Consider the following 24,060-nt stretch of genomic DNA (forward strand, 5'->3'; position numbering starts at 1 on the left):
CGGTGACGGTGCGCCCGGCCGATGCCCTGGACCAAGCGGGGGCCGCGATCGCTCGAACGGTCCGACGAGACCAGCGATCCACGCCCGAACACCCCTGACCCGGCGGGACGAACCAGAGGTGCAAACCACCGCCAACCCCATCGAACTGGTCGAGTTGTCCTGGCCTCACTAAGGCCGTCAACAAAGCGGCCTCTCCAAAGACATGGAAAAGAACGCGCCAGTACTTGGTCAGGTTCTAGCTTTCACCCCATGCCTCCACGCGAAGAAACCGCCCTGCTCCTTGATGGGCGGCCACCATTACTGTCCAGAGCGCTTTTGTTGCGCTTTGTAACCGTGGTCGGCGCTCTGGGAAGTCTGTTCCTGCTGATGTCGGTCGTGCCGCTGCGCGCGACGGCCTCCGGCGGACAGGACGCCGCCGGACTGACCACGGGAGCGCTGATGCTGGCCACGGTGGTCGGCGAGCTGGCCGCCCCACGCATCGTCACCCGGTACGGCCACCGCCTCCCACTGGCCGCGGGACTCGTCCTGCTCGGCGTGCCCGCCCTGCTGCTGACCGTCTCCGACGACCTCACGTGGACCGTGGTGATCTGCCTGCTGCGCGGCCTGGGGTTCGCGCTCACGATCGTCGCGGGCGGCACGCTGACCGCCGCGCTGATCCCGCCGGAGCGCCGCGCCGAAGGGCTGGGGCTCGTCGGCGTCGTGTCCGGGGTGCCGTCCCTGGTGGGGCTGCCGCTCGGGATCTGGCTGGCCAACCGCGTGAACTACGAGACCGTGTTCGTCCTGGCGGCCCTCGTCGCGCTGGCCGCGCTCCTGGCGGTCCCCGGCCTTCCCGAGGGCCGGGACCTGCCGGGGCCGACGATCGGGGTGGCCGCGGGCTTCCGCACCGGCGCCCTGGTCAGGCCCGCGACCGTCCTGGCCACCACCGCCCTCGGCTCGGGGATCGCCGTCACGTTCCTGCCGCTGGCCGTACCGGACGAGCTTGACGGTCTGGTGGCCACGGCCCTGTTCGTGCACCCGGCCGCCGCCACCGTCGCCCGCTGGCTCGCCGGCCGTCACGGCGACCGGTACGGATCGGCCGGGCTCGTGGTGCCCGCCCTGCTGGCCTCGGCCGCCGGGATGCTCCTGACCGCGCTGACCAACGACGCCGTCGCCGTCGTCACCGGGGTCGTGCTTTTCAGCGCGGGCTTCGGGATCGCCCAGAACGCCACCCTGACGTTGATGTACGCCCGGGTCACGGCCTCCGGGTACGGCACGGTCACCGCCCTGTGGAACTTCGCCTACGACGCGGGCATGGGGATCGGCGCCGTCGCCTTCGGCATGGTCGCCCAGCGGACCGGCTATCCCCTCGCCTTCGCCCTGACCGCCGTCCTCACCATGACCGCCCTCCTACCCGCCCTCACCGACCGCGCGGCCAACGGCTGAGCCGGAAACCCCCCGCGCCGGACGAGCCCGTCAAGCCTGCCGCGCGGGGCTGAGGAGACCCTCCCGCCGCCGCGCCGCCGGTCTCCCTCATCGGTCCCCGGACGCCCGGTGAGCCGTTGGCGACGTTCACCCGCCGACGGCGGAGCGCCCGCCCGGGACGCACGCCGTACCCCGTGAGAACCGCACCCAGCCACGGCGATTTCTGTGCGCCGAAACTGGGTTTTTCGGCGCGTCCAGAGAAGGAAACCGCCCCATGGTTTCTTTAGTGGCAGTTCGGGGGATTCAGCCACATCTCCCCACTTTTGCCTGGTGTCTGCCGTGTTCGCATGACTTGGCTATCGGATAAATCCATATGTGTCCCATTACACACGCCATATCCGGCAACCCTCACCCGGGTGTCAACCGTCCGTCTTCTGGCCCCTGTCCGCCCCTGCCTCACGCCCCATGCCCCGCGAACGGAGACGACCATGACCGACCATGAGCGGCGGCTGATCGACCTACTCGGCAGCATTCATCGCGGCTGGCGCTACGAGGCACGCGACCTGCCCGGCCTGCCCCGGTGGTGGGCGCACCGCTACCAGCCGGTCACCCCCACCCAGCACGCCGCGGGGGCGCGTGACTCCGTCGCTCGCACCACCATCCACCGTCTCGCCCAGGCCCTCGGCCACCAGGACGAGATCATCCACCTCATCCGCAACTGACCCCGTACAGGAACCCTCCATGACCAGCATCGTCAGCCCCGACGGAACCTTCACCACCGAAACCGGCGCCACGGAACGACTCCTCACCCCCGCCGAGGTCGCCCGCGTCTTCGGCGTCGACCCCAAGACCGTCAACCGATGGGCCCTGACAGGAAAGATCCCCTCCGTCCGCACCCCCAGCGGCCAACGCCGCTACCGCGAAGGCGACATCCGCGCCCTGCTCCACCCCGACCGTCAGGGATGACCGTGTGAACGGCCGACCAACCGGATCGCGGCTGTCACAAAAATCGATATTCATGAGCGTCGAAAGAATGTGCTGACGCCGGAGAGTTGAGCGGGGCCCGCTCGGGTGACCGAGGGGGGAGCCCACGAGTCGCGCCCCGCGCAATCATCGTCCGGCAGGCATCCTCACGAACCCAGAATATGAGTTGCCCAAGTCGACGAGAGAACATCAGGATTTTCCTGTTCCCCTCTCCTCGAAAGGCGTCGAGATGGCACTGTCGTGTTCTTTTCTGGTCGCGACGACGTCGCTGACCCTGCTCGCCCCGCACCAGACGGCCCTCGCGTCACCGAATCCGGTGACGGTCATGAGAAAGCTCATGACCCCGGGAAACGGGGTGACCGTCTCGGCGAGATGGAAGTTCTGGCTGAGTGACAGACCGGCCACGACGACGGTCGTCCTGCACACCACGGGGGTCCTGGCCTTCGGAAAGGGCCGGGTGGTGGCGGCGGACGTCACCCGCCTCTTCGCCGGCGGCAGGAAGGTCAGGTTTCGCGTCGTCGGAGGAAGGACCTACGCCTCGGGAGGAGCCTGGTCGGACATGCTGCCCCAGGGAAAGACGTGGGCCCGCAGTTCGATTCTCGATTATCAGCCGTACGAGTTCTCCGAACAGAACATCAACGTATTCGAACCCGCGACCCTGCGTGAAATTCTGGAATCCGCCCGGTCCGACAGGGGAACGGCCACAACACGCTATTCCGGTTCCATCACCGTGAAAGCGCTGTGCGCGGTCTCACCTTCATGCAGGTCGGAGTACGGCAAGAAGGTCGACGCCGACATCTCCTGGCAGCTCTGGGCCAACGAAAAGGGCCAGGTGGTGCGGCTGTTCACGAAGTGGGTTCCGGCGAAGAAGGCCAAGAACCCGATCAACGGCACCACCGAGATCGACACCTCCTACAGCGGCTGGGGAAACCGGGTCTCCGTCAGCGTTCCTCCCGCGAACCAGGTGGCCAAGGTCGACTGACCGCACGCGCGCCCCCTCCTCCCGTCGAGAACCCGCGGCCGGAGGACTCGACGGTGGACGTCCGGACCACGAACGCGCGGCCGCGAAGGCCGTCCACCGCGATCCGCGTTCGGTTCAGGGAGCGTCGTCCGAGGTCGCCTTGGGCTTCGTGTGGAGGATCTCGCGGGCCTGGTCCGCGGCGCGGACGATGCTCTCGGAGACAAAGGTGACGAAGCGAGCGATGTTCTCCAGGCGGGCGGCGGCCGGGGTGCCGGGGCCGAGAACGACGACGCCCTGCCGCGCGACCTCGCCGAGATGGGCGGTGGCGCGGGCGCTGGCCATCATCGACTGGTACAGGACGTCGTCGTCGACCACGTAGCGCTCACGACGGCGTTCGTCGCGTTCACGACGGACAAGGCCCTGGTCCTCAAGGAACGCGATCGCCTTGGAGACGGACCCGGGGCTGGCCTGGAGGCGCCCGGCGAGTTCGGAGGCGGTGAGACTACCCGCGTCGGTGGCGTAGAGGCTGGCCAGCGCCTTGGCCGTCATCTTGGGCAGGCCCGATCGCATGAAGACGGTGGCGAACTCCTCTTCGTACTCACGCACCGCCTCGGCATCGCGCCCATGGGTCTGCGGGGGTGTGCCGGGGCTCCGGGGCGCGGTCCTTCTGCGGCGGACGCGGCGTTCGGTGGCGCGGTGGGCCAGGTCGGCGCGGTAGGCGGCGGGACCGCCGTTGCGCATCACCTCGCGCGTGATCGTCGAGGTGGGACGGTCAAGACTCCTGGCGATCTCCGCGTAGGCCAGGCCGTCGGCCAGTCCCAGCGCGATCTGCTGACGGTCCTGCTGGGTGAGTCTGCCTCCTGGCATCAGGGTCTCCTTCGTGGCCTGTGACCTCTCCAGCATAGCGTTCAATTTCGATCCATTGCAACGCACCAGTCGATGCCCGTTGCGTTGAAAATGGATCCATCGCAACGATTTATAGGCTTTTACCTGCGAGTTTGCTGTCTACACGCAACAAGGACGTTGCTCAACCTCAAAAGGCAACGTAGCGTTTCCATTGTTCGAAACGACAGCCCACAGGAGGGCACATGAAGACCTTCGACACCCCCGCCCCGATCTCCGCCGTCCTGGACGTCCCCGCGGGACGCGTCCAGCTCATCGCCGCCGACCGGGCCGACACCACGGTCGAGATCCTGCCCACGGACCCCTCGAAGGGCCGCGACGTGAAGGCGGCAGAGCAGACCAGGGTCGAATACGGCGACGGCGTCCTGCGGGTCACGGCCCCGGTGGGGAAGAACCAGTTCCTCGGTCCTTCGGGATCCGTCGAGGTGACGGTACGGCTGCCCGCCGATTCCCACGTCGAGGCGAAGGTGGCCGACGCCGAGTTCCGGGGCGTCGGACAGTTCGGCGACGTCGCCTTCGAAGGCGCGCACGGCCCGGTCGTCATCGACGAGGCCGCGAGTGCCCGCATCACCACCGCCGCGGGCGACGTCTCGGTCGGCCGGCTCAACGGTCCCGCGGAGATCAACGTCAGCAAGGGCGACATCCGCGTCACCGAGGCCGTACGCGGCACGGTCGTGCTGCGCACCGAGGCCGGAGGGGTGTCGATCGGCGCCGCCCCCGGAGTCTCGGCCTCCCTGGACGCCGGCACCTCCTACGGCCGGGTCCACAACTCGCTCAACAACACCGAGGGCGCCGCCGCCCAGCTCGTCATCCACGCGACCACCGCCCACGGCGACATCGTCGCCCGCGGTCTCTGACCGCGACCTTCGTCCGCCCGCCCGACGTTCACCACGGTTCACAGCAGAAGGAGCGCACCACCATGTCCGTCACCCACACCAGCCAGGATCGTCCGGAACTGCGGAAGGCCGTCCAGGAGATCGTCGAGTCGGGTTTCACCGGAGTGCACCTGCGCGTGCACGACGACCGGGGCGAGTGGACCGGTAGCGCCGGGGTACGTGAGCTGGGCGGGCCCGACGAGCCACCGGTCAACGGACACGTCCGGATCGGCAGCAACACCAAGACCTTCGTCGCCGCTTTGGTTCTGCTGCTCGTGGCCGAGGGCAGGATCGAGCTGGACGCCCCGGCGGACGACCACCTGACCGGGTTCGGGCTGGACCGGCGGATCACCGTACGGATGCTGTTGCAGCACACCAGCGGGGTGTTCAACTTCACCGGCGAGTACTACGACGACGCGACGTTCGCACCGGGAATCCCCTGCCAGGGCAAGGAGTGGGTGGACGGCCGGTTCAAGACCTACCGGCCGGAGGAGCTGGTACGGCTGGCGCTGTCCAAGCCGGCGCGGTTCGAGCCGGGGACGGACTGGAGCTACTCCAACACCAACTACGTGCTGGCCAGACTGCTGGTCGAGAAGGTCACCGGCCGCTCACTCGCCGAGGAGATGCGGCGGCTGATCCTGGAACCGCTCGGGCTGTCGGACACCGTGGTGCCCGACGGCCCGGAGATCCCCGGGCCGCACGCCCACGCCTACTACCGCTACCAGGACGGCGACCTGCAGAAGACGGTCGACGTCACCCGCCACGACCCCTCCTGGATCTCCAGCGGCGGTGACATGATCTCGACCGCCCGGGATCTGCACACGTTCGTCTCCGCGCTCGTGGGCGGCAGGCTCCTACCGGCTCCGCTGCTGGCCGAGATGTGCACGCCGCACCCCAAGGCCGGCTACGGCCTGGGCGTGTTCGTGCAGGAAACGGAGTGCGGCGGCACCGTCATCACCCACAACGGCGGCATCGTGGGCCATGCGGCGCTGATGTACAGCACGCCCGACGGCGGCACGACTCTGACCGCCTCGCTGAACTACGTGGACGACTCCGCGATGTCCCTGGCCGAGGGGTTCCAGAAGGTGATCCGGATGCTCGTCTCGGAGGTCTTCTGCGGCGGGCGGTCCGGATCGCCTGACGAGACGGCCGACCCGGCACAGCCCGCGAGCTGAGCCTCGTCGACCCGGTGGGTGACGAAGGGGCACGGACGCCGAAGCGCGAGGCGGGGACGAAACCGAACCTCGGGTGGTAGCCGGGAACGAGGCTTTCAGGCCCGGACCGCGCGATGCCGGACCCGGTCCGTGCGGCCTCACTCTCAGTGGGTCCGGCCCCGCTTTCAGGCCGTACGGCGTCGAGCCTGGCCCGTACGGCGTCGAGTGCGGCGCTACCGGGGGGCGAAGGCGGCGAGGAAGACGCGGACGCCCTCGTCGGCCAGGTCGGTCAGTTCCTCGGGAGGGCCGACGGCCTCGTCACCCAGGAAGGCGGCCCGGTTGGTGGGGATCGAGACGATCAGCCAGGTGAACATGTAGGCGGCACGCTCGGGGTCGGGGACGTTCAGCAGTCCGCGCTCGGTGAGCTTCGCGAAGGTCTCCGCGAGGAGCTTCAGGGTGCGGCCCCAACTCCGCTCGAAGTACTCACGCCCAATGGCCGGGAAGCGCTCCGCCTCGGCGATGACGAGGCGTCGCATCTGCAGGATCTCCCGGTCCGTCAACCCGGCGAGCGTCATCCGGGCGTGGTCCCGCAAGGCGGTCTCAAGGTCGTCCGTCTCCGCGAGCGCGCGGACCGCGGGCTTGAAGTACTCATAACCACGATCGACGGTGTCCAGCACGACGCCGGTGAACAGTTTCTCCTTGTCGGCGAAGTACTGGTACACCGTGCGCTTCGAGGCGCCCGCCTCGGCGGCCACCGCGTCCATGCTCGTGCCGACGTAGCCGTGTGCGGTGAACACCGCCCGCGCGGCCGTGAGGATCTCCTGGCGCTTGCGCGCCGAGCGGGCCTCGGCCCGTGTCGAAGCGGTCAACGAACTACCTCCTTGACAGAGAACACTACCCGGTTTAGTTTACAGCCAACGTAAACGGTACCGTTTAGTTTACTCAGAGGTGGACCGTGGGTAGCGTGATCTCCGTCATCGCCGCGTCGATCGTGGCGTTCGTGCTCAGTTCGACCTACTACGCCTTGCTCACCCCGGCCGAGAAACGCCTGCTGGGTGAGCGCGCCCCGGATCGGGGCGACCGGCCACCGCCGCTGAAGGTTCTTCTGGAGCTGGCGCGCGGCCTCGTGGTCGCCGCGGTGATCGCGGGCTTGGCCCGGTACGCCGGCCTCACCGACGTGTGGTCGACGGTGGTACTCGGCCTGGTGCTCTGGGTCGGGTTCCCGGCGGTGCTGCTCACCGGCTCCATGATGTGGGAGAGGACACCCGCCGTCACCGCGGCGCTGCACGCCGGTGACTGGCTGATCAAAATCCTCGTCATCTCGGCGATCGTGGGGGCCTGGTTGTGAACGACGTACGGCCCTATGAGACAGACCCGCGCGTGGACGACTACATCGAGGCCCTGCCCCAGTGGCAGCAGGACATCTGCCGGCAGGTCCGAGACCTGATCCACGCCGCCGACCCCGAGGTCACCGAGACCGTCAAGCGGACCGTCCGGCCCTATTTCGTGCTCAAGGGCAACGTATGCGCGCTGCTCGCCGCCAAGGACCATGTCAACGTGTTCCTCTACGACGGCGGCATCGTCCCCGACCCCGAAGGCATCATCACGGCCGGCCACCACAACAAGACCGCCCGTACGGTGGCCTTCCGCGAAGGGGAGACGATCAACGCCCCTGCCCTCACCGCCATGTTCCGGCAGATCATCGCCGACAACCGAGCCGGCGGATGGCGCAGGCTGAAGGATCGGCCCAGGTAAGCGGCGGGGTCTCCGCGGCTCCGTCCGGAGGCCGCGGGGGCGATGACTCCACCGGGATTCAGGACAGGCGGACGGTGCCGGCCGTCACTCGTCCGGCCCGACCCCTCCTGCCCGTCCTCGCCCGCGACCGGAACCCGTCGTGGACGGCCGTCCGGTTCCTCCACGACCCAAGCCGATCGAGCCGTCAGTCGAGCAGGGCGGCCGCGTGTTCCAGGTCGGTGTGGATCAGGTCGGCGTTGACGGCGGTGGCGGCGCGGTATCCGGCGCTGGCGGAGTTCACCACCTGTTCGGCCGGTCCGGTGGCGTTACCCACGGCCCACACGCCCGGCACGCTGGTCAGGCCCACGGGGTCCACCTCGACGAACGGCCCCGCCGGAGTGTCCTTCGTCCTGGCGCCGAGCTTGGTGAGGAGTTCGTCACGGGGCACCATGCGCGTCGGCACGACCACGACCGAGCGCGGGAACACCTGTCCGCCCGCGAGCCGTACTCCGGTGAGGCGGTCGTCCTCGACCACGATCTCCTCGACCTCGCCGTCGGCCACGCGCACCCCGGCCGCCCTGAGAAGCCGCCGGTCGGAGTCGGCGAGCTCGCCGGTGCCGGAGAACAGGACCACGTCGTTCGAGAGCCGGCCGAACAGCAGCGCCTGGTGGATGCCCGTGGCCCTGCCGTACAGCACGCCGATCGGTTCGTCGCGCACCTCCCAGCCGTGGCAGTAGGGGCAGTGGATCACGTCCCTGCCCCACCGTTCGGCGACGCCGGGGAGGTCGGGAAGCTCGTCGACGAGTCCGGTGGCGACGACCAGGCGGCGGGCGTGCACCCGGCCACCGTCTCCGAGCGTCACCTCGAACTCGCCGTTCCCGTCGGGTTCGGCCGCCGTCACCCGGTCGCGGACGAGCTCGACGCCGTAGGCGGCGACCTCCCGGCGCACCTCGGCCAGGAACTCCCCCGGTGGCGTGCCGTCGCGTGAGGGGTAGCCCTGCATGTGCGCGGCCGGTGTGTTGCGTTGCTCGCCCGCGTCGACCACCAGGACCGAACGGCGTGACCGCCCGAGGATCATCGCCGCGGTCAGCCCCGCGATCCCGCCGCCGACCACCACGACCTCGTAGCCGTCCTGCTTGCCCTGCATGGAAGATCACCTCACGTGTACGGAAAGAACGTCACTTACGACGATGCATCACCCATCCAGTTTTAGCAAAGGTCTTTGCTGAAACAGCAAGGAAACCTCGGTGCCCGCCAGCCGGTCGTGCAGCGTCCGGCCTTCGGGATCGAGGAGTGTCCACGCCCCGTCCACGATGAGGACGAGCGGCCCGTAGACCGGCACGAAGACCAGGATCGGGAAGAACAGCGCGCGCGGAGCCGTCCTCGCCGTACCCGTGCGGACGAGGTGTATGCCCGTCAGCCGTTTGCCCGGCGTCCGGCCCCACAGGGCGTGCTGCCCCCAGAAGTACAGGAAAACCACGGCCAGGATGACCAGCTGTTCGAGCCGCACGTGGTCCAGGGTGAGAGAGGCCCGGTTCAGGATCCCGAATTCCAGGCCGATGCCTCCCGGAACGAGCAGGGACAGAACCGGCCCGACGACGAAGGTCAGAATCACGAGAATGATCGCGTAGTCGGCCAGAAGCGCCACCGGCCGTCGCCAGGTCACCCCCGTCGAGCCCACGCCCGTGGGCCGTTCCATGGTGGCGCTCGCCCACAGGACGAGTACGGCGGCGCCCAGCAGGCAGATCTGGTCCTCTCCGAGGACGCCCAGCACCGTGTCGAACCACTCGGCGCCGAACAGGGGCGACAGGCCGCATCCGTCGTCGGACATATAGGGAGGGACAAGCGGCTTGGCCACCGCGACCAGGACGAGGAGGGCCGCCGTCCGCCGTCCCACCCTCCGTGGGTCCCGGCCGCCGAGGCAGGCGAGAAGCCCGACCAGGACCAGTGCCGCGGGAACGGCCCACTCCATCACGTTCGCCAGGATCCGGTCGAGATCGCCGCGCAGCGCGGTCAACGGGAAGCCGTCCCACGACACACCGCCCAGGCAAACCTGGAGCTTGTACTCGGCGGGCTGGAGCAGGAAGCGCCATTCCTCCCAGGTCGGGACGGCCGCGACGGCCATGGCCACCACCCAGGTCAGCAGTGCCGTTCTCGGTGATCGGTGCTCGCTCATCGTGGCCTTCGGGTCAGGGGGGTGTGTTTGAGGCGCGGGCCGGTGACGCCGGTCTCGATGCCGGCCAGGGCCGTGCTGACGTGCTCGTAGGTCGCGAACCGTCGCGGTCACCACGGCCGCGGACAGGTCGACCGGCCCGGTGACCGCGGCCACGAAGGTCGTCGGCGAGGGTGGGCGTCGTGTCCGGCAGGACCCGGTCCTGGGTGGTCAGGGCGGGGACGTTCTCCGGCATCGGGGCTGGTCCGACCAGCTCACGCCGCCGCTCGGTGAGCGGGTCGGGAAAGCCCTCCCGGCCGGCCGACCCCGGGTGGACATGGACTGAGCATCTGCCCCATGCCCTCCTCGCGCGGCGTGGGCGTCACCACCACACGGACGACGCCGCGCTCGACCGACGCCCGGTGTCTCCGCACGACCGTGTACTCGGTCGCCCCGAGCGCCACGGCGAGCCGACGGAACGGCACCCGTCCGTTGACCCCCGAGGGCGTGCAGGATCCGGTGGTCGATTCTGTCCACAACCACTCTTATAGCGCGGCCTCGTGCTGGTTCCGCCCGGTGCCGCCCACGCTGTGCGGGTGAGTCCCTCCTCCACCTCGACGCGGCGCGGGATCGCCCCGGCCGGGCTCCTGGTCGCCGAGGCCATGAACCCGCTCGGCTCGGCGATCACCACCGTCGCCGCTCCCGTTCGCCGTCGTCCTGGTCCCGGGCGCCTCCCTCATGCTCGGGACCCGAGCATGAGGGACGGCGCACAGCCACGTCCCACGTGACTGTGCGCCCGGGTGACGCGGAGCCTCCCCGCTCCTACCCCTCCTGCTCCAACGAATCGGGCAGCTTCGGACCGCCGATCCCGTTGCAGGACCTCTGGGAACCCCCGTCGCTCAGGTAACCGTCGGGAAGCCACCCCTGCCTGCTGCTCCCGGCGACCCGCGCGTACGTCCAGGTGTGGCCGTAGCCGTTGACGGCGTAGCACCAGTAGTAGAGGTTGGTGCCCGTCTGCACATAGGTGGAGTTACCGCACGTGGCGTAGGGACCGACCTTCATGTTCCCGGCCCTGGTCACCCTGCCCGTCGCGTCGTCGTAGTTGGGGTGGATCCAGCCGGAGCACGTCGGTGCCAGCTGGTCCGCCCCGGCGGCCGGGTCGGGATCCGCCTGTGCCGGGAACGCGGCCCCCGCCGCGACCAGCAGGGCCGCCGCGACCAGCGCGCCGGACCGCGTGACCGTCCTCGTTACCGTCATCTCTCCTCCTGAAAGCCATGTGAACGACCGGCCCGGCGAATCACGAGAAATGCCGGACCACGCCGCCCAAAACGTCAGGCGTTTTTCGTACGGCCTCCACCGATCGGGTTTCCACCCCCGTTGCCCGCGCGTCGTTCCACGCGTTCCTCCGCGTTTCGTTTCGCGCCTCGTTCCGCGGTGGAGGCCGTACAGCCCCTGTTTTTGCCTGTGACGATCAGGTGCACCTGTTCATATGTTCGCAGCGCGGGAACAGGGGCGTCATTGGCTGTGAGCGCTCAGTGGTTTGCCAGGAGCGCACTACTCCACGGCGTGCGTGTCCGGCTCTTCGAGCGCCCGGCGCCGGAACTCCCCCGGCGGAACGCCCTGTGCGGCTCGGAAGGCCCGGCTGAACTGCGCGCCGTCGGTGAACCCCCAACGGGTGGCGACGGCGTGGACCGGCACGGTGCGCAGGGCAGGGTCGGACAGGTCGCGGCGACAGCGGTCCAGCCGGCAGCGCCGGATCCAGGCGACCACGCTGATTCCCTGGTCCTGGAACAGCCGGTGCAGGTAGCGGGTGGAGATCTGGTGAGCGTTCGCGATGGTCTCGACGTTGAGGGCCGGATCGCTCAGGTGCCGCTGGATGAAGGCGTGGATGCGCGTCCGCAACGCCTGGCCGGGCGATCCGGCCTGCGGGGAGGACCCCGCTTCGAGGACATGGGCGCAGGTCGCGGCGACCAGGTCCAGGGTGATCGTGGACAGCCGGGCGGCGTCGGCGACGCTGTAACCGGGAGTGTGCCGGGCCAGCTCGATGATGTGGCGCCGCAGCAGGGCACCGACCCCGGATGAGCAGGGAAGACTTCGGCCGGTGAGCCGTACCAGAGAGTCGGCGGGCAGCGGCATCAACGCCTTGGGGATGTGCAGGATCATGCTCTCGTTACTGCCGGTCGCGTCGGCCAGCAGACGGGTGTGGAAGGGCCGGGCCGCGTCATAGAGCAGCAGGTCCCTCGGGCCCGCGGTCACCTGACGGTCGCCCTGGTCCAGCATCTTGCCGCCGCGCAGGGGCAGCGAGAGACAGTACGCCTCGGCGTCGGAACGACGGATCAGCACGTCGGTGCGCCAGGCTCGCAATGGCGGGGACGAAAGCCGCGACAGGTACAGCGCCCCGAGGCTGATCCGACGCAGGACGGCGTGGAACGTCCCTTCGTGGTCACTGCGGATGGCCATCGGCATCAGGGGGCCGTCGGCCGTCTCCCGGCGCCGGGAGAAGCGGTCGGCGGCGGGCAGATCATGGATACGGAAAACGACCTCGCTCATCGCCGGTTCCCCACGGCGGGCAACGGAGCCCCTTGTTCTTTTTCGCCCACTAAAAAGCCATTGCCACACATGAAAAAACCTCCCCCATGGCACGAAACCATTCTGGTCTTTTCACGGTATAACCCACGGACGTCGACGGCCCGCGCCTTCAATAAACGGCCGCCCTTAGCCGGGAGTCATGGGCAGGCGAATCTCGGTCACCCTCGCCACCCCGACGGGGTCCCGGATCTCGTGCATGGTGATGACGTCACCCGGCCTGAGATGCCCCCAGAACTCGAAGGTCAGGGGAATCAGCCTCGACGCCCCGCGGCCACCCGGCTCCAGGAACCTCACCCCGTCTATCCAGAGACCGGCGACGCCGAACAGGGGGTCGCCGTCCGGCGTGGTCCGACCGACATCCCACATGGGACGGAGCAGCCCGCAGGAAGGCACGGGGGATCTCCTGTCCCCGAGACGAAGCTCGGCGAGAACGACTCCGCTGCCGACCTCGGTGCTCCGCCAGCCGTACCACCGGGCGTCGTCGTGAAGCCACAACAGGTGCGCCGCGTCCGCCAGCAGGTCCCAGAACTCGGACGGCTGAGGAAACGCCTCGGTCGACTCCTCAAGGAGGAGCAGAGCGGCCTCCCAGTCGTCCCGCTCCAACAGTTCCGACACCTCGGCCGCCCCAGGGGCGCCGGAAGGAAGAAACCGAACGGCCCGAGAAAGCGGACCCGCTCTCAGCGCCCGCCCCCGTGGGTCGCGGGGTCCTTCGGCCTGCGGCACCTCGGAGACCATGGCCGCCATGGACTCTCGGAGGGCTCGCGCCCTGGCGGCGGCATCCGTCTTGACGAGCTGGGCGAAGTAGCCGACCGGGGCATCGCCAATACGAATTTTCCCATTGTGACGCGCATAGATGGATTTACTCTGGTTGAAATCCATATAGCGGATGATACATTCCACTCGCCGTAAAAACGTTATTTTTCTAACCAGCCATGACGTTCCGGTTTCCGAAAAGGCGACGTCCAGACGCCCCTTCCTTCGAAGGAACCGGCGCGAGAGCGGCGATGAGCGCGGCCAGGAGGGACAGGACCGGGGGCAGGGCGGCGATCGACAGCCATGGCGTCCCGAAGGAGACCCGTGGTACCGGCTCCCATTCGATCGGGGCGGTGAACGGCCAGGCCAGGAGCAGTCCGACAACGCATCCGGCGACCGTTCCCGCCGCCGCGCCGCACGCCGTACCGATCCCCGCCCTGCAGGCGGCGAACAGCCTTGGGGCCGCGGCCGAACCACCGCCGAGCCGGAGCAGCACCCGCGTCGTCCGAGGGCCGCCCCTGCCCGTCACGGACAACGCGACGCCGAGGGCGGTGACGATCACCACCGCGACGATGGGATACCAGCCGGTGGAGGCCTCGAACCCACGCTCGACGTAGGTGGTCGCGGTGTCGTCCAGCCGACGGTCGATCCGCTCCTGCTCGGCCCGCGAAGTACGGTGAACGGAGGGGTCGATGATCAGTTTGTCCAGCCGCGGCTGATAGCCGAGATCCCTGATGACCTTCGCCGGGATGAACAGCTCCTTCACCTCGGGGTCGGTCGGCCTGACGACGATCGCGGGCACGCTCCTGGACGAGAGCGCATCGGTCTCAAGGGGACCGTAGGAGATCGTCACCGTGTCGGCCCTCACGTCGTCGGACGTGACCACCACGGCCGTGTTCCCGTCGTACGGCGTCGCCGGGTCACCGGTGAGGTAGCGGAGCAGTTCCCCCTCACCGATGACGCCGGCCGGGCTGACAGCCTCCAGGTCCGGCAGGTCCACCTTCTCCACGTCCGGGATGAAGTGCCAGGCGCCCGCGCGGAAGCTCCGCACCATGGGCACCCCGGGCAGTTCCCGCTGGACGGCCGCGCGCACGGCGGCCGCCTCCTCCACGGAGTACACCTCGACCAGGAGGGCGCCCGGACGCCCCTGCGGGAGGTACCTCGCGCCGTCCTGCGCTGCCATCGCGACCGCGACGGTCGTCACGATGACCGCCATGGCCGTCAGCACCATTGTCATCGCGACGGCGGCGGCCGATCTGGCCCGGTTGTCGGCGAGGTCACGAACCGCCAGACGCATCAGGGGCGGCAGCCGTACCGTGCGCCGTACCAGGACTCCCAGCAGCCAGGAGATGAGCGGGCCGAGACCGAGGAAGAGCACCGACGCGCTCGTCACGGCCAGCAGGATGGTCGTCCCCGCCGCGAAGTCGTCGTAGTGCCGATCCTCGTGAGTCCACCACGCGACGTACACCAGCACCGCGAGGTTGAACGCCGACAGGGCGGACCCCCGGCCCAGAGGAACCCGGAGCATACGGGCGTGACGACCGTTCGGGGCTGACCGTGCGGCGAACCTGGCAGAGCCGAACGCGGGAGCGAATACGAAGACGAACAGTATCCCCAGGATCAGCACATCCATCAGAAAATGATATTGGCGACAAAAACGTCATTTCTGACTATCAGCCGACAAAGCGAGGTGGTCCTGGAGGGCGGCGTGGCGGAACTGATAGATCGGGCCCACCGTGCGTAGCAGGCCGAGCCGGTGGGCGTCGTCGAGAAAGGACATCAGGTCGCGGGGCAACAGACGGCGGCGGGCGAGCCGGTGGGTGGCGACCAGATAGGCCGGCCACCCGTGGTGCTCCCCCACCGAGGCCGCGAACAGCAGCCCGAACATGAGCGCCACCCCCACCGTGCTCACGACCCCGACCACGATCCTGTGCTCCACCACGGGGACGGTCCCGGGCAGGAACGCGTAGGCGAGCCCGAACAGCAGGGTGAACACGAGGTCGAGCACGACGAGGCGGACGAGGTTGAGAGCGCGGTCGTCCCGCAGACTCGACAACGGAGTGCCCGCCGTACCGGCCGTCGGCGTCTCAAGCCGTACGGCGATCGCGGACGAGAGCCCGTACACCAGGCCGGACGCGAGGCCGAAAAGAAGGCCGATGACGAGCCCGAACAGCGCCATGGCCAGGGCCGGGGCGCCGGAGGCCGAGCCGTATCCGAGCCCGACGGCCACCCCGAGCGCGAATCCGACCGCGGCCCCTCTGAACGTCCCGCCCCCGCGGCGCCCGCCGCGAGGCCTGGTCCCGCCGGACAGGGAGCCCGGTGTCTCACGACACCATTTTTTGATCTTGAACGCGTACACGATCCCGAACAGCAGCCCGAACCAGACGCCGGACAGGAACCACCCCCGGCCGTTGTAGGTCAGCCAGTCCGGCTCCCCGGACACGACGCCGTAGACCAACCGGCCGAGGAACCCGACCACCACCCACGCGGCCGTCGCGGTCACGACCCCGGCCAGGAAGCCCGTACGGAGCCGTCCGGCGCCGGTGTGCCGGGCGAGCTGCCACCAGGCCAGGTCACGGGTGTCGGCGGCGGTCATCAACCGGGCCAGGTAGGCCAGGTGGGCGCGCATCCGTTCGGCCTCCCAGGCCCTGCGAGGACGGAAGTGCTCGGCCGGGTCGCGACTGGTCAGCCGGGAGGCGACGGCGGCGGGGATCAGCCGGTCCAGCAGGTGCGCCCGCAGGCGTTCGGGGTCCTGGGCGAGATCGCCGGTGAGCGGAGCGGGGTCGGCGGCGGGGGCGACGTAGCCCGCGCGGACCAGCCACAGGCCGAGCGCGGTCGAGGCGACCTCCGTCAGGCCCGGCGCCGTACCCCCGGCCAGCGCGGCGAAGACCGGGGACCAGCTGTGCCGGGGGCGCGGCGGCAGACAGGCGCGTAGGTACCCGGCGACCACGGACGGGGAGAGCGGCCGGGGGGCGATCACGGCCGCGGCGGTGAGCACGTTCCCGACCTCCGCCACGGCCTCGGCCAGTTCGTCGGCCCTGCTGGTCAGCACGAACCCGTCCCGGTCGGCCAGTGAGGCGTTCAACGCCCTGATCACCGCGCCCCGGTGCTCCCCGGTCAGCTCGTCCAACCCGTCCAGGACGGGCAGCACGTGTCCCTGTCCGGCCAGTGCCCCGGTGACGCCGCCGCCGAACGCCGAGGTCAGCGCGGGGTAGTCCCGTGCCAGCCGTACGGCGAGCCAATCGTGCAGCCGGGGATGCTCGGCGGGGTCCCAGCCGGTGAGGGTCACCAGCACCGGCACCGGCTCCCCGGCGACGGCGGAGTCGATCAGCTCCAGCAGCAGCCGCACGGCCAGGGTGGTCTTGCCGCTGCCCGGCCCGCCGGTGATGACCAGCCGCCGCCGGTGCAGTTTCCTGAAGGCCTGGGCCAGTTCGGCCCCCTGGCCGCTGGAGACGGTGAACCGCAGCGGCACCGGCCCGACCAGGTGCGGATGGTCCATCAGCCCGGCGTCCTCGGTCAGCCGCCAGCGGACGGGGATCGGGTGCGGGTCACTCAGCGAGCGGACCCGCGACTCCTCGCGCCACTGCTCGGCGACCAGCAGCCCGAGCGCCTCCCTGGCCGCCCGGACGGTCTCCCCGCTGACCAGCGAGGTCACCGGGGGACGGCGGTCGCGGAGCGTCCCGTGGACCGTCAGGGCGAGACCGGCCACGGCGACGAACACACCGAGCACACTGGCCCGCCGGTCGGCCGTCTCCAGGTCGGTCCGCCAGAAGTAGAGGAGCATGCCCGCCATGGCGCCGACGAACAGGACGAGGCCCGCCTGGGTGAGGACACGTCTCCGCATGACCTCATCGTCACGCCCCGGCAAGATCGACGAGAGGAGGTTCGGCGAGTCTGTGACCTGCGGATGTAACCCTTCTTCTCGATTCTCACCAAGCAGGGACGAATCGACGAAGGGAGCATGACCGGTGCTTCGCAAACAGGCGAAGATCGCCACAGATCCTGTGGCGTTCGACGCCTTCTATCGGCGACATGTCGATGCGGTCACCCGCTTCCTCGCCCGTCGCGTCGACGACCCGCACACCGTGGCCGATCTCGTGGCCGAGGTGTTCGTGGCCGTCCTCGACTCGGCCCACACCTACCGGGCCGACCTGGGTTCCGAGATCGCCTGGCTGTACGGGGTGGCCCGCAAGACGATCTCAGCCGAACGACGCCGGGCGTACAGGCAGCACCGGCTGACGGACCGGGTCGGCGGACGTCGTGAGCTGGACGGCGACGACGTCGCCGAGTTGGAGGAACGCATAGACGCGGAGCGGGACGCCAGGCGGATGTTCACGGCCATGGCCGGGTTGCCGAAGGGGGAGCGCGCGGTACTGGAGCTGGTCGTCGTCGACCAGCTCACGGTCACGGAGGCCGCGCTCGCCCTCGGCATCCGGTTGAGCACCGCCAAGGTGCGCCTGCACCGAGCCCGCCGGACACTGCGGAACCTGCCCTTCGTCATGAGTGGAGCATCAGGATGAGATACGAGGAGCAGCTGCTTATGGACCTCAAGGCCGAGATCATGGACCGCGCCGAACGGCGCCGCCGCCTCACCCGCCGGTTGTTCGCCGGCGGTGCGGCGGTTCTCGTCGCCGGAGCGGCGGCGGTCGCGATCCCCGTGCTGACCGGGACGGGAACACCCGCCTACGCCGTGAACAAGAAGGCCGACGGCACGGTCAACGTGCAGATCCACGAGTTCAAGGACGTCGACCAGCTGGAGCGGGACCTGAACGCGGCCGGTGTCCGGGCCGACGTCAGCTACCTGCCCCCGGGCAAGCAGTGTGAGAAGGGCAGGGGCAAGGTCGGCGGTAAGGCCATGGGGCCGGGTGCCGACGCGGCCGCCCGCATCGTCAAGGGCGGCCTGGACATCGACCCCCTGCTCATCGGCCAGGACCAGACCCTGCTGCTGGAGTTCACCGGCGACCAGGAGGAGACGGCCGAGACGAAGAAGTACGAGATGCTGTGGCGCCTGACCGCCTCCCTGGTCACCGGCCAGGTCGGACCGTGCGTCCCGGTCGACGACCCCACCTGGGAGGGCCGCGTCGCGAACTGACGCACCCGCGATAGCCGAGCCGTCACGGATCCCTGTACGGCGAGGCTGGTCGTGAGGCTGTCCCAGGCGACGCCCCACGCCCTGACCTGTTCACATTTCGCGGTGGTCCGTATCCGATCCGTTGTCACCGGATACGGACCACCGGCCCACCACGACGCGGGCAGTCAGCCGTGCGGCGTCGGCGACCCGTGGTCATCGGACGCGAACCGCCCCGTCGGCTCGCTGACCGGCAGGCGTTAGAGTCACCGGTATGCGCTTGACCGTCTCCCCGCCGCCCGCCCACTAGCGGGCGGCGTCTCCACACCCGGCTGATCACACCCGGGTGTTTCTTCGCTGTCCGCGACCGAGGATTCCGTCGAGACAGCGATCCCTGGAGATGATCGTGCTTCACTCAGGTCCTCTGCCCATCGGCAGAGCCGTGTTCTCCATCGCCGTGGCGGCCGTCGCGTGGGGAACGGGCGGCGTCGTCGCCGCCGTGCTCCACTCGACCAGCGGGCTCGACCCGCTGACGGTGTCGTTCTGGCGCTTCTTCGGCGGCACCGCCGCGCTCGCCCTGGCCTGGCCGCTGACGCGCCCCCCGGGTGTCCCCTCACTCGTCGGCCGGTTGAGGTCAGGCCTGTGGCGGTTCACCGTGACCGGCGCCGGAATGGCCGTCTACCAGACGGCCTACTTCGCCTCCGTGAACTTCGCCGGTGTCGCCGTCGCCACCGTGGTGACCCTGGGATTCGGACCGGTTCTCGTCGCCCTGGGCGCCCGGCTGTGGCTGGCCGAGCGCCTCGGCGGCCGAAAGATCCTGGTCATCGTCGTGGCGCTGGCCGGCCTGACGGCACTGGTGTTCGGAGGGGACCCGGCCACCGGCTCGACCGCCCGCGCCCCTCTCCTCGGCGTGGGGCTGGCGCTGCTGTCCGCCGTCGGATACGCGGGCACCACACTGCTCAGCCAGGTGATCGGATCCGAGGAGGGCGGCGACGACCCTGTCGGTAACGCGCTGATCGGATTCGCCATCGGGTCGGTGTGCCTGCTGCCCTTCGCGCTGGCCCTGGGGATCCTGCCCGAACGTGGCGCCCCCATGACGGTCGGCGCCCTCCTGGCCTACCTGGGGCTGTTCCCCAGCGCCCTGGCGTACGGGTTGTTCTTCACGGGGCTGCGGACGGTGCCCGCGACCACGGCCTCGATCATCACGCTTGTGGAGCCGCTGGCGGCGGCCGTCATCGCGGTGTGCCTCCTCGGTGAGCGCCTCACGACCCTCGCCCTGTTCGGCGGGGCCGTACTGCTCTCGACGGTGGTCGTCCTGGCCGTCACGAGGCACGATCGCCCCGAAGAGGCAGAATCCCGGCGGATGGTCGTCACTCGTGCGGGAGAGCTTGAGTCTGGAGGATTCCCGATGACGGTTTTCGTGCTGCTGCGAGGACGCCGGCCGGTCGCGGAGTTGGAGGTGACCGGTGACGACTTTCCCCACACGTACTGCGAGGTACGGCCCCTGCCAGGTTTCGAGGAGATACGGCCGGTTCTGGTGGCCGCGTGGGAGGCGGTCGTGAGCAACGGGCCGATCTGGCCGATCCTTCGCATGAGGACGCTGCGCCTGCGCCTGCGTCCCGGCCACGGCGGCCCGTTGATCAGGCATGTGACGTTGATCCTCAACGGCGACCGAGCGACCCTGCGCTACCGCTACGGCCGCAGGGACCTGAGACGTTTCCGTCGAACGCCGAACGGTTCGCCCTCCGACTGACCGCCGACGGAATCAGGCTCACGGCGAGGGCCGGGACGCCGGCTCTTCTTCGAGAGGTTCAGGGTGTTCGGACCTTCCCCGGTCACCGCTGTCGCGGTAGGTCCACATCTCGACGAGCTTGCCGTCGTGCGTCCGGACAAGCCAGATCAACCCGGGTGCGGCCCCGTCGACGCCTCCAACGGCGGCGACGAGGTCGCCCTCGCCGAGAACGGCGTTGATCTGGAATCTCAGGTCGGGCTGTGCCGTGCGGATCCGCTCGATCGCCTCGCGCACTCCCTGGACGCCGACCACCTCCGGATGGGCGTGGTCGGTCCAGTCGGGGCTCAGGATTTCGGCGGCCATCGAGGAGTCACCCGTGTTCACATCTCGAAGTACCGGCTCACGGCCTGCCGGGCCCGCATGGTGACGTCGCTGTTCAAAGGTGCTCTCTTTCTTCTTGGCCGACAGGCCCTGGTGGTCGGTCCGTGACACGGGGTGGACGATGCCCGATCGTGGCTCGAATCCGTACCCGAGCCGCTTGCCTCAGCGCCCGCGCCAGAGGCGGTGGTTTTCGAGTCCGTCGAAGAGCTCCTGGAGCACTTCGGGCGAGCCGGTGGCGAAGAACGCGCGTTCCATGATCGCCGCAGGTGTCGGCCCGGTGATCCAGTCGGTCAGGAGCGTGTACCACTCGATGTCGTGGGCGACGCTGCTGGTGAAGTCGTTCACGAGCCACGCCATGTGGCGGGCCGCGGCCTCGGTGCTGTTCGACTCCCACTCGGCCAGGTACGGAGCCAGGTCCAATCCCAGTCTATCGGCGAGGATCTCGATCATCATCATGACGTCGACGCCGCGCGGATAGTGGTTCAGGGTGTGACGCCACCAGGCGTCGCCGACGGCGACGATCGCCTCCCGCTCCGGCCGCCTCCAGCTTTTCCACGCGTTGCCGATTCTCATCATCGTGATGTCCGCGTAGAAAAAGCCGTTGAGTTCTTCCATGACGAGCAGCTCAAGGAGCCGAGGGAGGAAGTGCTTGAACTCGCCTTCTTCCCCCCAGGTGGACATGGCGTTGTCGGCGTACGGTTCCAACACGGACGCGGTGAGCGTCCGCAGGGGTGCCGCACGCGTCGCGCGCACCCGTTCGTCGGACACGCAGTGGTGGCACACGTCGATCTTCTTTGGAAGCGGATACGAGGAGAAGGCCGCGTAAAGCCTCTCTAACGCATGGTCGAGATCAGATGACGTGTCCATGCTCGGAGGCTATTGCGCGAATGCCGGATAAGCGGGATGTGAACTGTCAGACCGCCGATCTCTCTTGGGTCGCCATGGCCCTGAACGTCCAACGCGAGGTGAAGTGCTCTGGCTCCGCCAGAAACATGTCGATCTGAGCGCGGTTCCAGGCCCGGCATGTGGAGTGGTGGTACGGCTCACCGGTGCGGAAAAGGGCGCGCCGCAAAACGCGGAGACCACTCCGTGAAACTCGGCTCCTCCACCAGGAGCCGGTCGCGACGCGGACGCCGGAGACTCACTTGTTCGGCCACAGGCCGGCGAGGCGGGCGACGCGGAGGCCTGCGTGCAGTTCCAGGCGGGTCGCCCCGTCCGTGATGTCGCAGTCGATGATCTCGCGGATGCGGTCAAGCCGGTAGTAGAGCGTGCTGCGGTGGATGCGCAGACGCCGCGCCGTACCCTGGATCTCGCCGCCGCTGTCGAGGTAGCCCTCCAGTATCGTCGCGAGTTCGGCACCCTGGGGCGCGCTCAGCAGGCGTCGCACTCCGGCGGGGAGCTGGCTCGGTGTCAGCCGGTCGAGCGGCAGCTGCAGGAACAGACGGTCGATGCCGAGGTCCTCCCAGAAGACCCGCCTGCCGTAACGACGCCTGTCCAGCCGGGAGGCGCGGAGGGCGAGCCGGGCCTCGTGGTAGGAGTCGACCGCCTCCGGCAACGACGGTTTCACGCTGCCCACGCCTGCCACGACCTCCTCCAGATCGTGGTCGGCGAGGGCGCGTTCAAGCCTGTCGTGGTTGACCGGACGCGGAAAGAGGACGATTCCCTCGGCTCCGAGAACGGCGCCGACGATCTTCACGGTCGTCGATCTCATGGTGAATTCGAGGGTCGCCTCGACGGCGAGTCTCGTCACCGACCTTGAGGACGACTCAGGGGCCTGGAGGACGAGAACCGAGTAATTCTCGACATCGTCGATGAGGTTTTCCCGAACGAGGGTTTCCGCCGCCTCGGAGCGGGCCCTCGGCGATTCTCCGAGCAATGCCGCGAGCAGATTCTTCGAATTCTCCTTGTCGTGCCTCCGCTCGGAGATCCGCAGCGAGAGCAGCGCGCCCATTTCCGGCGCGGCGGATTCCAGGACTTCGAGATCGTCGACGCGCGGCGTCTCCCGATCCTCGACGTAGTAGACGTAGCCGAGCAGCTGCTGCTCGTGACGCAACGGCAGGACGACCAGCTCTCCGTCGGCATGAGGCACCCGCACACCGTGCTTCACGTAGCGTAGCCGCTGCCCTTCCACCAGCGAATTCGTCACCGGCGCCATCGAGCCCGCGAGCAACCGGGCGAGCCGGGCGAGCCGGGCGTCGGTGTCGTGGACGCTGAACGCCGCGATCTTCAGGTCGTGGTCGAGCACCACCAGCGCCACGCCGAGGCGGTCAGCCAGGTCCTGGACGGCGTCATCAAGGCTCACAGGGGTTGCTCCTCTCCTGCGACACAACGTCGGATCAACACCGACAACTAACGACACATCGTACGAAGCGCATCAACGTGGTGTCTGTCTACGGTGGTGCGACAACGCACAAGCTAGCAATACCAGGGGCGAAAGAGGCAAGTCCCGCCGTCGCCTGGCAGGCCCGATCCCGGCCGTTTACCGATCAACGCACCATCCTGAGCAATGCCCGTGCGTGACAGGAAGGAGCCCATTCCAGTGACCGAGCGCACCGTCGAAACCAATGGCTATTCCACTTTCTTCTTGGAAAGCGGTGAGGAGAGCCACGAGACCGTAATTCTTCTGCACGGCGGCGGCCCCGGCGCCAACGCGGGATCGAACTGGAGCAGCTTCATTCCCGCGCTGAGCGACGACTATCACGTGGTCGCCCCCGACCTCGTCGGCTACGGCCGCACCGACCACCCCGAGGACATGCCGGGCAGCCTGACCGGATGGATGCGCATGCGGGTCGAGCAGGTGCTCGCCCTGATGGACGTCCTCGGTGTCGAGCGGGCACACCTGGTCGGCAACTCGATGGGCGGCGCCCTCGCCATGCACCTGGTGATGACGGCGCCGGACCGTTTCGCCCGGATTTCCCTGATGGGCAGCGCGGGCGGGCACTCACAGCCGACGCCTGAGGTCATGCGGATGGTGTCCTTCTACAAGGACCCGACGATCAGTGCGCTGGAGAACCTCACCAGGTGGTTCGTCTACGACGAGGACGCCCTGGGCAGGTCGATCTCGGAGATCACCGAGACGCGTTACAAGGAGGTCATGCGGCCCGAGGCGCGACGTTCCTTCGAGCGCTTCTTCTCCTCCTCCCCCGCCGAGATGGCCGTACCACCGTCCGCGCTGCGCCGGATGCCGCATCCGTTCCTCATCGTGCACGGCCGCGAGGACCGCTTCGTCACCCCCGACTCCAGCGTCTTCCTGCAGCAGCACCTGCCCAACGCGCAGCTGCACGTCTTCCCGAAGTGCGGTCACTGGGTGCAGATCGAGCGCACCGCCCAGTACGCGGCGCTGCTGCGCGGCTTCCTCACCGACGCGTTCTGA

General features: G+C 68.9%; 24 protein-coding genes. 12 read left to right on the forward strand and 12 right to left on the reverse strand.

From position 1 onward, the window contains the following. Positions 1-318 precede the first annotated feature (318 nt). The 4 genes from ACFYY8_RS29030 (at position 319) to ACFYY8_RS29045 (ending at position 3,367) form a co-directional block, all read left to right on the forward strand. Positions 319-1,422: an MFS transporter gene (locus ACFYY8_RS29030; RefSeq protein WP_390046290.1), complete on the forward strand. Its 1,104-nt coding sequence runs from the start codon at positions 319-321 to the stop codon at positions 1,420-1,422. Between the two features lie 467 nt (positions 1,423-1,889). Further along, complete coding sequence (locus tag ACFYY8_RS29035; RefSeq protein WP_390046292.1) at positions 1,890-2,123, forward strand: hypothetical protein; 234 nt, start codon at positions 1,890-1,892, stop codon at positions 2,121-2,123. Positions 2,124-2,142: 19 nt separating this feature from the next. Then, positions 2,143-2,367: a BldC family transcriptional regulator gene (locus ACFYY8_RS29040; protein ID WP_352014798.1), complete on the forward strand. Its 225-nt coding sequence runs from the start codon at positions 2,143-2,145 to the stop codon at positions 2,365-2,367. 343 nt (positions 2,368-2,710) lie between these two features. Then, positions 2,711-3,367 carry a hypothetical protein gene (locus ACFYY8_RS29045; RefSeq protein WP_390046295.1) on the forward strand — a complete coding sequence of 219 codons (657 nt, stop codon included), beginning with the start codon at positions 2,711-2,713 and terminating at the stop codon, positions 3,365-3,367. 114 nt (positions 3,368-3,481) lie between these two features. Here the strand turns inward: ACFYY8_RS29045 and ACFYY8_RS29050 are convergent, their stop codons facing one another. Beyond that, positions 3,482-4,213 (reverse strand): helix-turn-helix domain-containing protein, encoded by a 732-nt coding sequence (locus tag ACFYY8_RS29050; RefSeq protein ID WP_390046297.1) that lies wholly within the window; start codon positions 4,211-4,213, stop codon positions 3,482-3,484. 221 nt (positions 4,214-4,434) lie between these two features. Between ACFYY8_RS29050 and ACFYY8_RS29055 the strand changes: the two genes are divergently transcribed. Further along, complete coding sequence (locus ACFYY8_RS29055; protein WP_390046299.1) at positions 4,435-5,106, forward strand: DUF4097 family beta strand repeat-containing protein; 672 nt, start codon at positions 4,435-4,437, stop codon at positions 5,104-5,106. Between the two features lie 62 nt (positions 5,107-5,168). Then, positions 5,169-6,299 (forward strand): serine hydrolase domain-containing protein, encoded by a 1,131-nt coding sequence (locus ACFYY8_RS29060; protein ID WP_390046301.1) that lies wholly within the window; start codon positions 5,169-5,171, stop codon positions 6,297-6,299. Positions 6,300-6,511: 212 nt separating this feature from the next. On the opposite strand, the gene ACFYY8_RS29065 is transcribed toward ACFYY8_RS29060, so the two are convergent. Further along, complete coding sequence (locus ACFYY8_RS29065) at positions 6,512-7,147, reverse strand: TetR/AcrR family transcriptional regulator (RefSeq protein WP_390046303.1); 636 nt, start codon at positions 7,145-7,147, stop codon at positions 6,512-6,514. A gap of 95 nt (positions 7,148-7,242) precedes the next feature. Here ACFYY8_RS29065 and ACFYY8_RS29070 point away from each other — a divergent pair, with 95 nt between their 5' ends. Beyond that, entirely contained in the window at positions 7,243-7,626 is a 384-nt protein-coding gene (locus ACFYY8_RS29070) for a DUF1761 domain-containing protein (protein WP_390046305.1), read from the forward strand. Positions 7,627-7,658: 32 nt separating this feature from the next. Beyond that, a complete protein-coding gene (locus ACFYY8_RS29075; RefSeq protein ID WP_390046307.1) occupies positions 7,659-8,033 on the forward strand; it encodes a DUF1801 domain-containing protein in 375 nt (124 codons plus the stop codon). A gap of 184 nt (positions 8,034-8,217) precedes the next feature. Here ACFYY8_RS29075 and ACFYY8_RS29080 read toward each other — a convergent pair whose 3' ends face one another. The 7 genes from ACFYY8_RS29080 to ACFYY8_RS29110 form a co-directional block, all read right to left on the reverse strand. Beyond that, positions 8,218-9,159: an NAD(P)/FAD-dependent oxidoreductase gene (locus tag ACFYY8_RS29080; protein WP_390046309.1), complete on the reverse strand. Its 942-nt coding sequence runs from the start codon at positions 9,157-9,159 to the stop codon at positions 8,218-8,220. A 48-nt stretch (positions 9,160-9,207) separates the two neighbouring features. After that, positions 9,208-10,188 carry an RDD family protein gene (locus tag ACFYY8_RS29085; RefSeq protein ID WP_390046311.1) on the reverse strand — a complete coding sequence of 327 codons (981 nt, stop codon included), beginning with the start codon at positions 10,186-10,188 and terminating at the stop codon, positions 9,208-9,210. A 798-nt stretch (positions 10,189-10,986) separates the two neighbouring features. Next, positions 10,987-11,421 carry a hypothetical protein gene (locus ACFYY8_RS29090; RefSeq protein ID WP_390046313.1) on the reverse strand — a complete coding sequence of 145 codons (435 nt, stop codon included), beginning with the start codon at positions 11,419-11,421 and terminating at the stop codon, positions 10,987-10,989. A 297-nt stretch (positions 11,422-11,718) separates the two neighbouring features. Next, positions 11,719-12,714, reverse strand: coding sequence for a helix-turn-helix domain-containing protein (locus ACFYY8_RS29095; RefSeq protein ID WP_390046315.1), 996 nt, complete (start codon positions 12,712-12,714; stop codon positions 11,719-11,721). 165 nt (positions 12,715-12,879) lie between these two features. Beyond that, complete coding sequence (locus ACFYY8_RS29100) at positions 12,880-13,368, reverse strand: hypothetical protein (RefSeq protein WP_390046317.1); 489 nt, start codon at positions 13,366-13,368, stop codon at positions 12,880-12,882. Positions 13,369-13,675: 307 nt separating this feature from the next. Continuing rightward, positions 13,676-15,139 (reverse strand): hypothetical protein, encoded by a 1,464-nt coding sequence (locus ACFYY8_RS29105; protein WP_390046319.1) that lies wholly within the window; start codon positions 15,137-15,139, stop codon positions 13,676-13,678. Between the two features lie 27 nt (positions 15,140-15,166). Then, entirely contained in the window at positions 15,167-17,350 is a 2,184-nt protein-coding gene (locus ACFYY8_RS29110) for an NACHT domain-containing protein (RefSeq protein WP_390046321.1), read from the reverse strand. 124 nt (positions 17,351-17,474) lie between these two features. Here ACFYY8_RS29110 and ACFYY8_RS29115 point away from each other — a divergent pair, with 124 nt between their 5' ends. The 3 genes from ACFYY8_RS29115 to ACFYY8_RS29125 all read left to right on the forward strand — a co-directional run bounded on the left by ACFYY8_RS29115 (position 17,475) and on the right by ACFYY8_RS29125 (position 20,327). Next, positions 17,475-18,026, forward strand: coding sequence for an RNA polymerase sigma factor (locus tag ACFYY8_RS29115; protein ID WP_390046323.1), 552 nt, complete (start codon positions 17,475-17,477; stop codon positions 18,024-18,026). After that, on the forward strand, positions 18,023-18,598 hold the full coding sequence (locus tag ACFYY8_RS29120) for a hypothetical protein (RefSeq protein ID WP_390046325.1): 576 nt from the start codon (positions 18,023-18,025) through the stop codon (positions 18,596-18,598). The genes ACFYY8_RS29115 and ACFYY8_RS29120 overlap by 4 nt, the downstream gene beginning before the upstream one ends. A 382-nt stretch (positions 18,599-18,980) precedes the next feature. Continuing rightward, entirely contained in the window at positions 18,981-20,327 is a 1,347-nt protein-coding gene (locus ACFYY8_RS29125) for a DMT family transporter (protein ID WP_390046327.1), read from the forward strand. Positions 20,328-20,345: 18 nt separating this feature from the next. Here ACFYY8_RS29125 and ACFYY8_RS29130 read toward each other — a convergent pair whose 3' ends face one another. The 3 genes from ACFYY8_RS29130 to ACFYY8_RS29140 form a co-directional block, all read right to left on the reverse strand. Next, positions 20,346-20,798 carry an ester cyclase gene (locus ACFYY8_RS29130; protein ID WP_390046329.1) on the reverse strand — a complete coding sequence of 151 codons (453 nt, stop codon included), beginning with the start codon at positions 20,796-20,798 and terminating at the stop codon, positions 20,346-20,348. A 51-nt stretch (positions 20,799-20,849) separates the two neighbouring features. Beyond that, positions 20,850-21,554 carry a hypothetical protein gene (locus ACFYY8_RS29135; protein WP_390046331.1) on the reverse strand — a complete coding sequence of 235 codons (705 nt, stop codon included), beginning with the start codon at positions 21,552-21,554 and terminating at the stop codon, positions 20,850-20,852. 274 nt (positions 21,555-21,828) lie between these two features. After that, positions 21,829-22,989, reverse strand: a complete 1,161-nt coding sequence (locus tag ACFYY8_RS29140) for a PucR family transcriptional regulator (protein WP_390046333.1) — start codon at positions 22,987-22,989, stop codon at positions 21,829-21,831. Positions 22,990-23,271: 282 nt separating this feature from the next. Here ACFYY8_RS29140 and ACFYY8_RS29145 point away from each other — a divergent pair, with 282 nt between their 5' ends. Next, positions 23,272-24,060 carry an alpha/beta fold hydrolase gene (locus ACFYY8_RS29145; RefSeq protein ID WP_390046335.1) on the forward strand — a complete coding sequence of 263 codons (789 nt, stop codon included), beginning with the start codon at positions 23,272-23,274 and terminating at the stop codon, positions 24,058-24,060.

This window comes from Streptosporangium sp. NPDC001559, from assembly GCF_042893955.1.
Lineage (GTDB): Bacteria > Actinomycetota > Actinomycetes > Streptosporangiales > Streptosporangiaceae > Streptosporangium.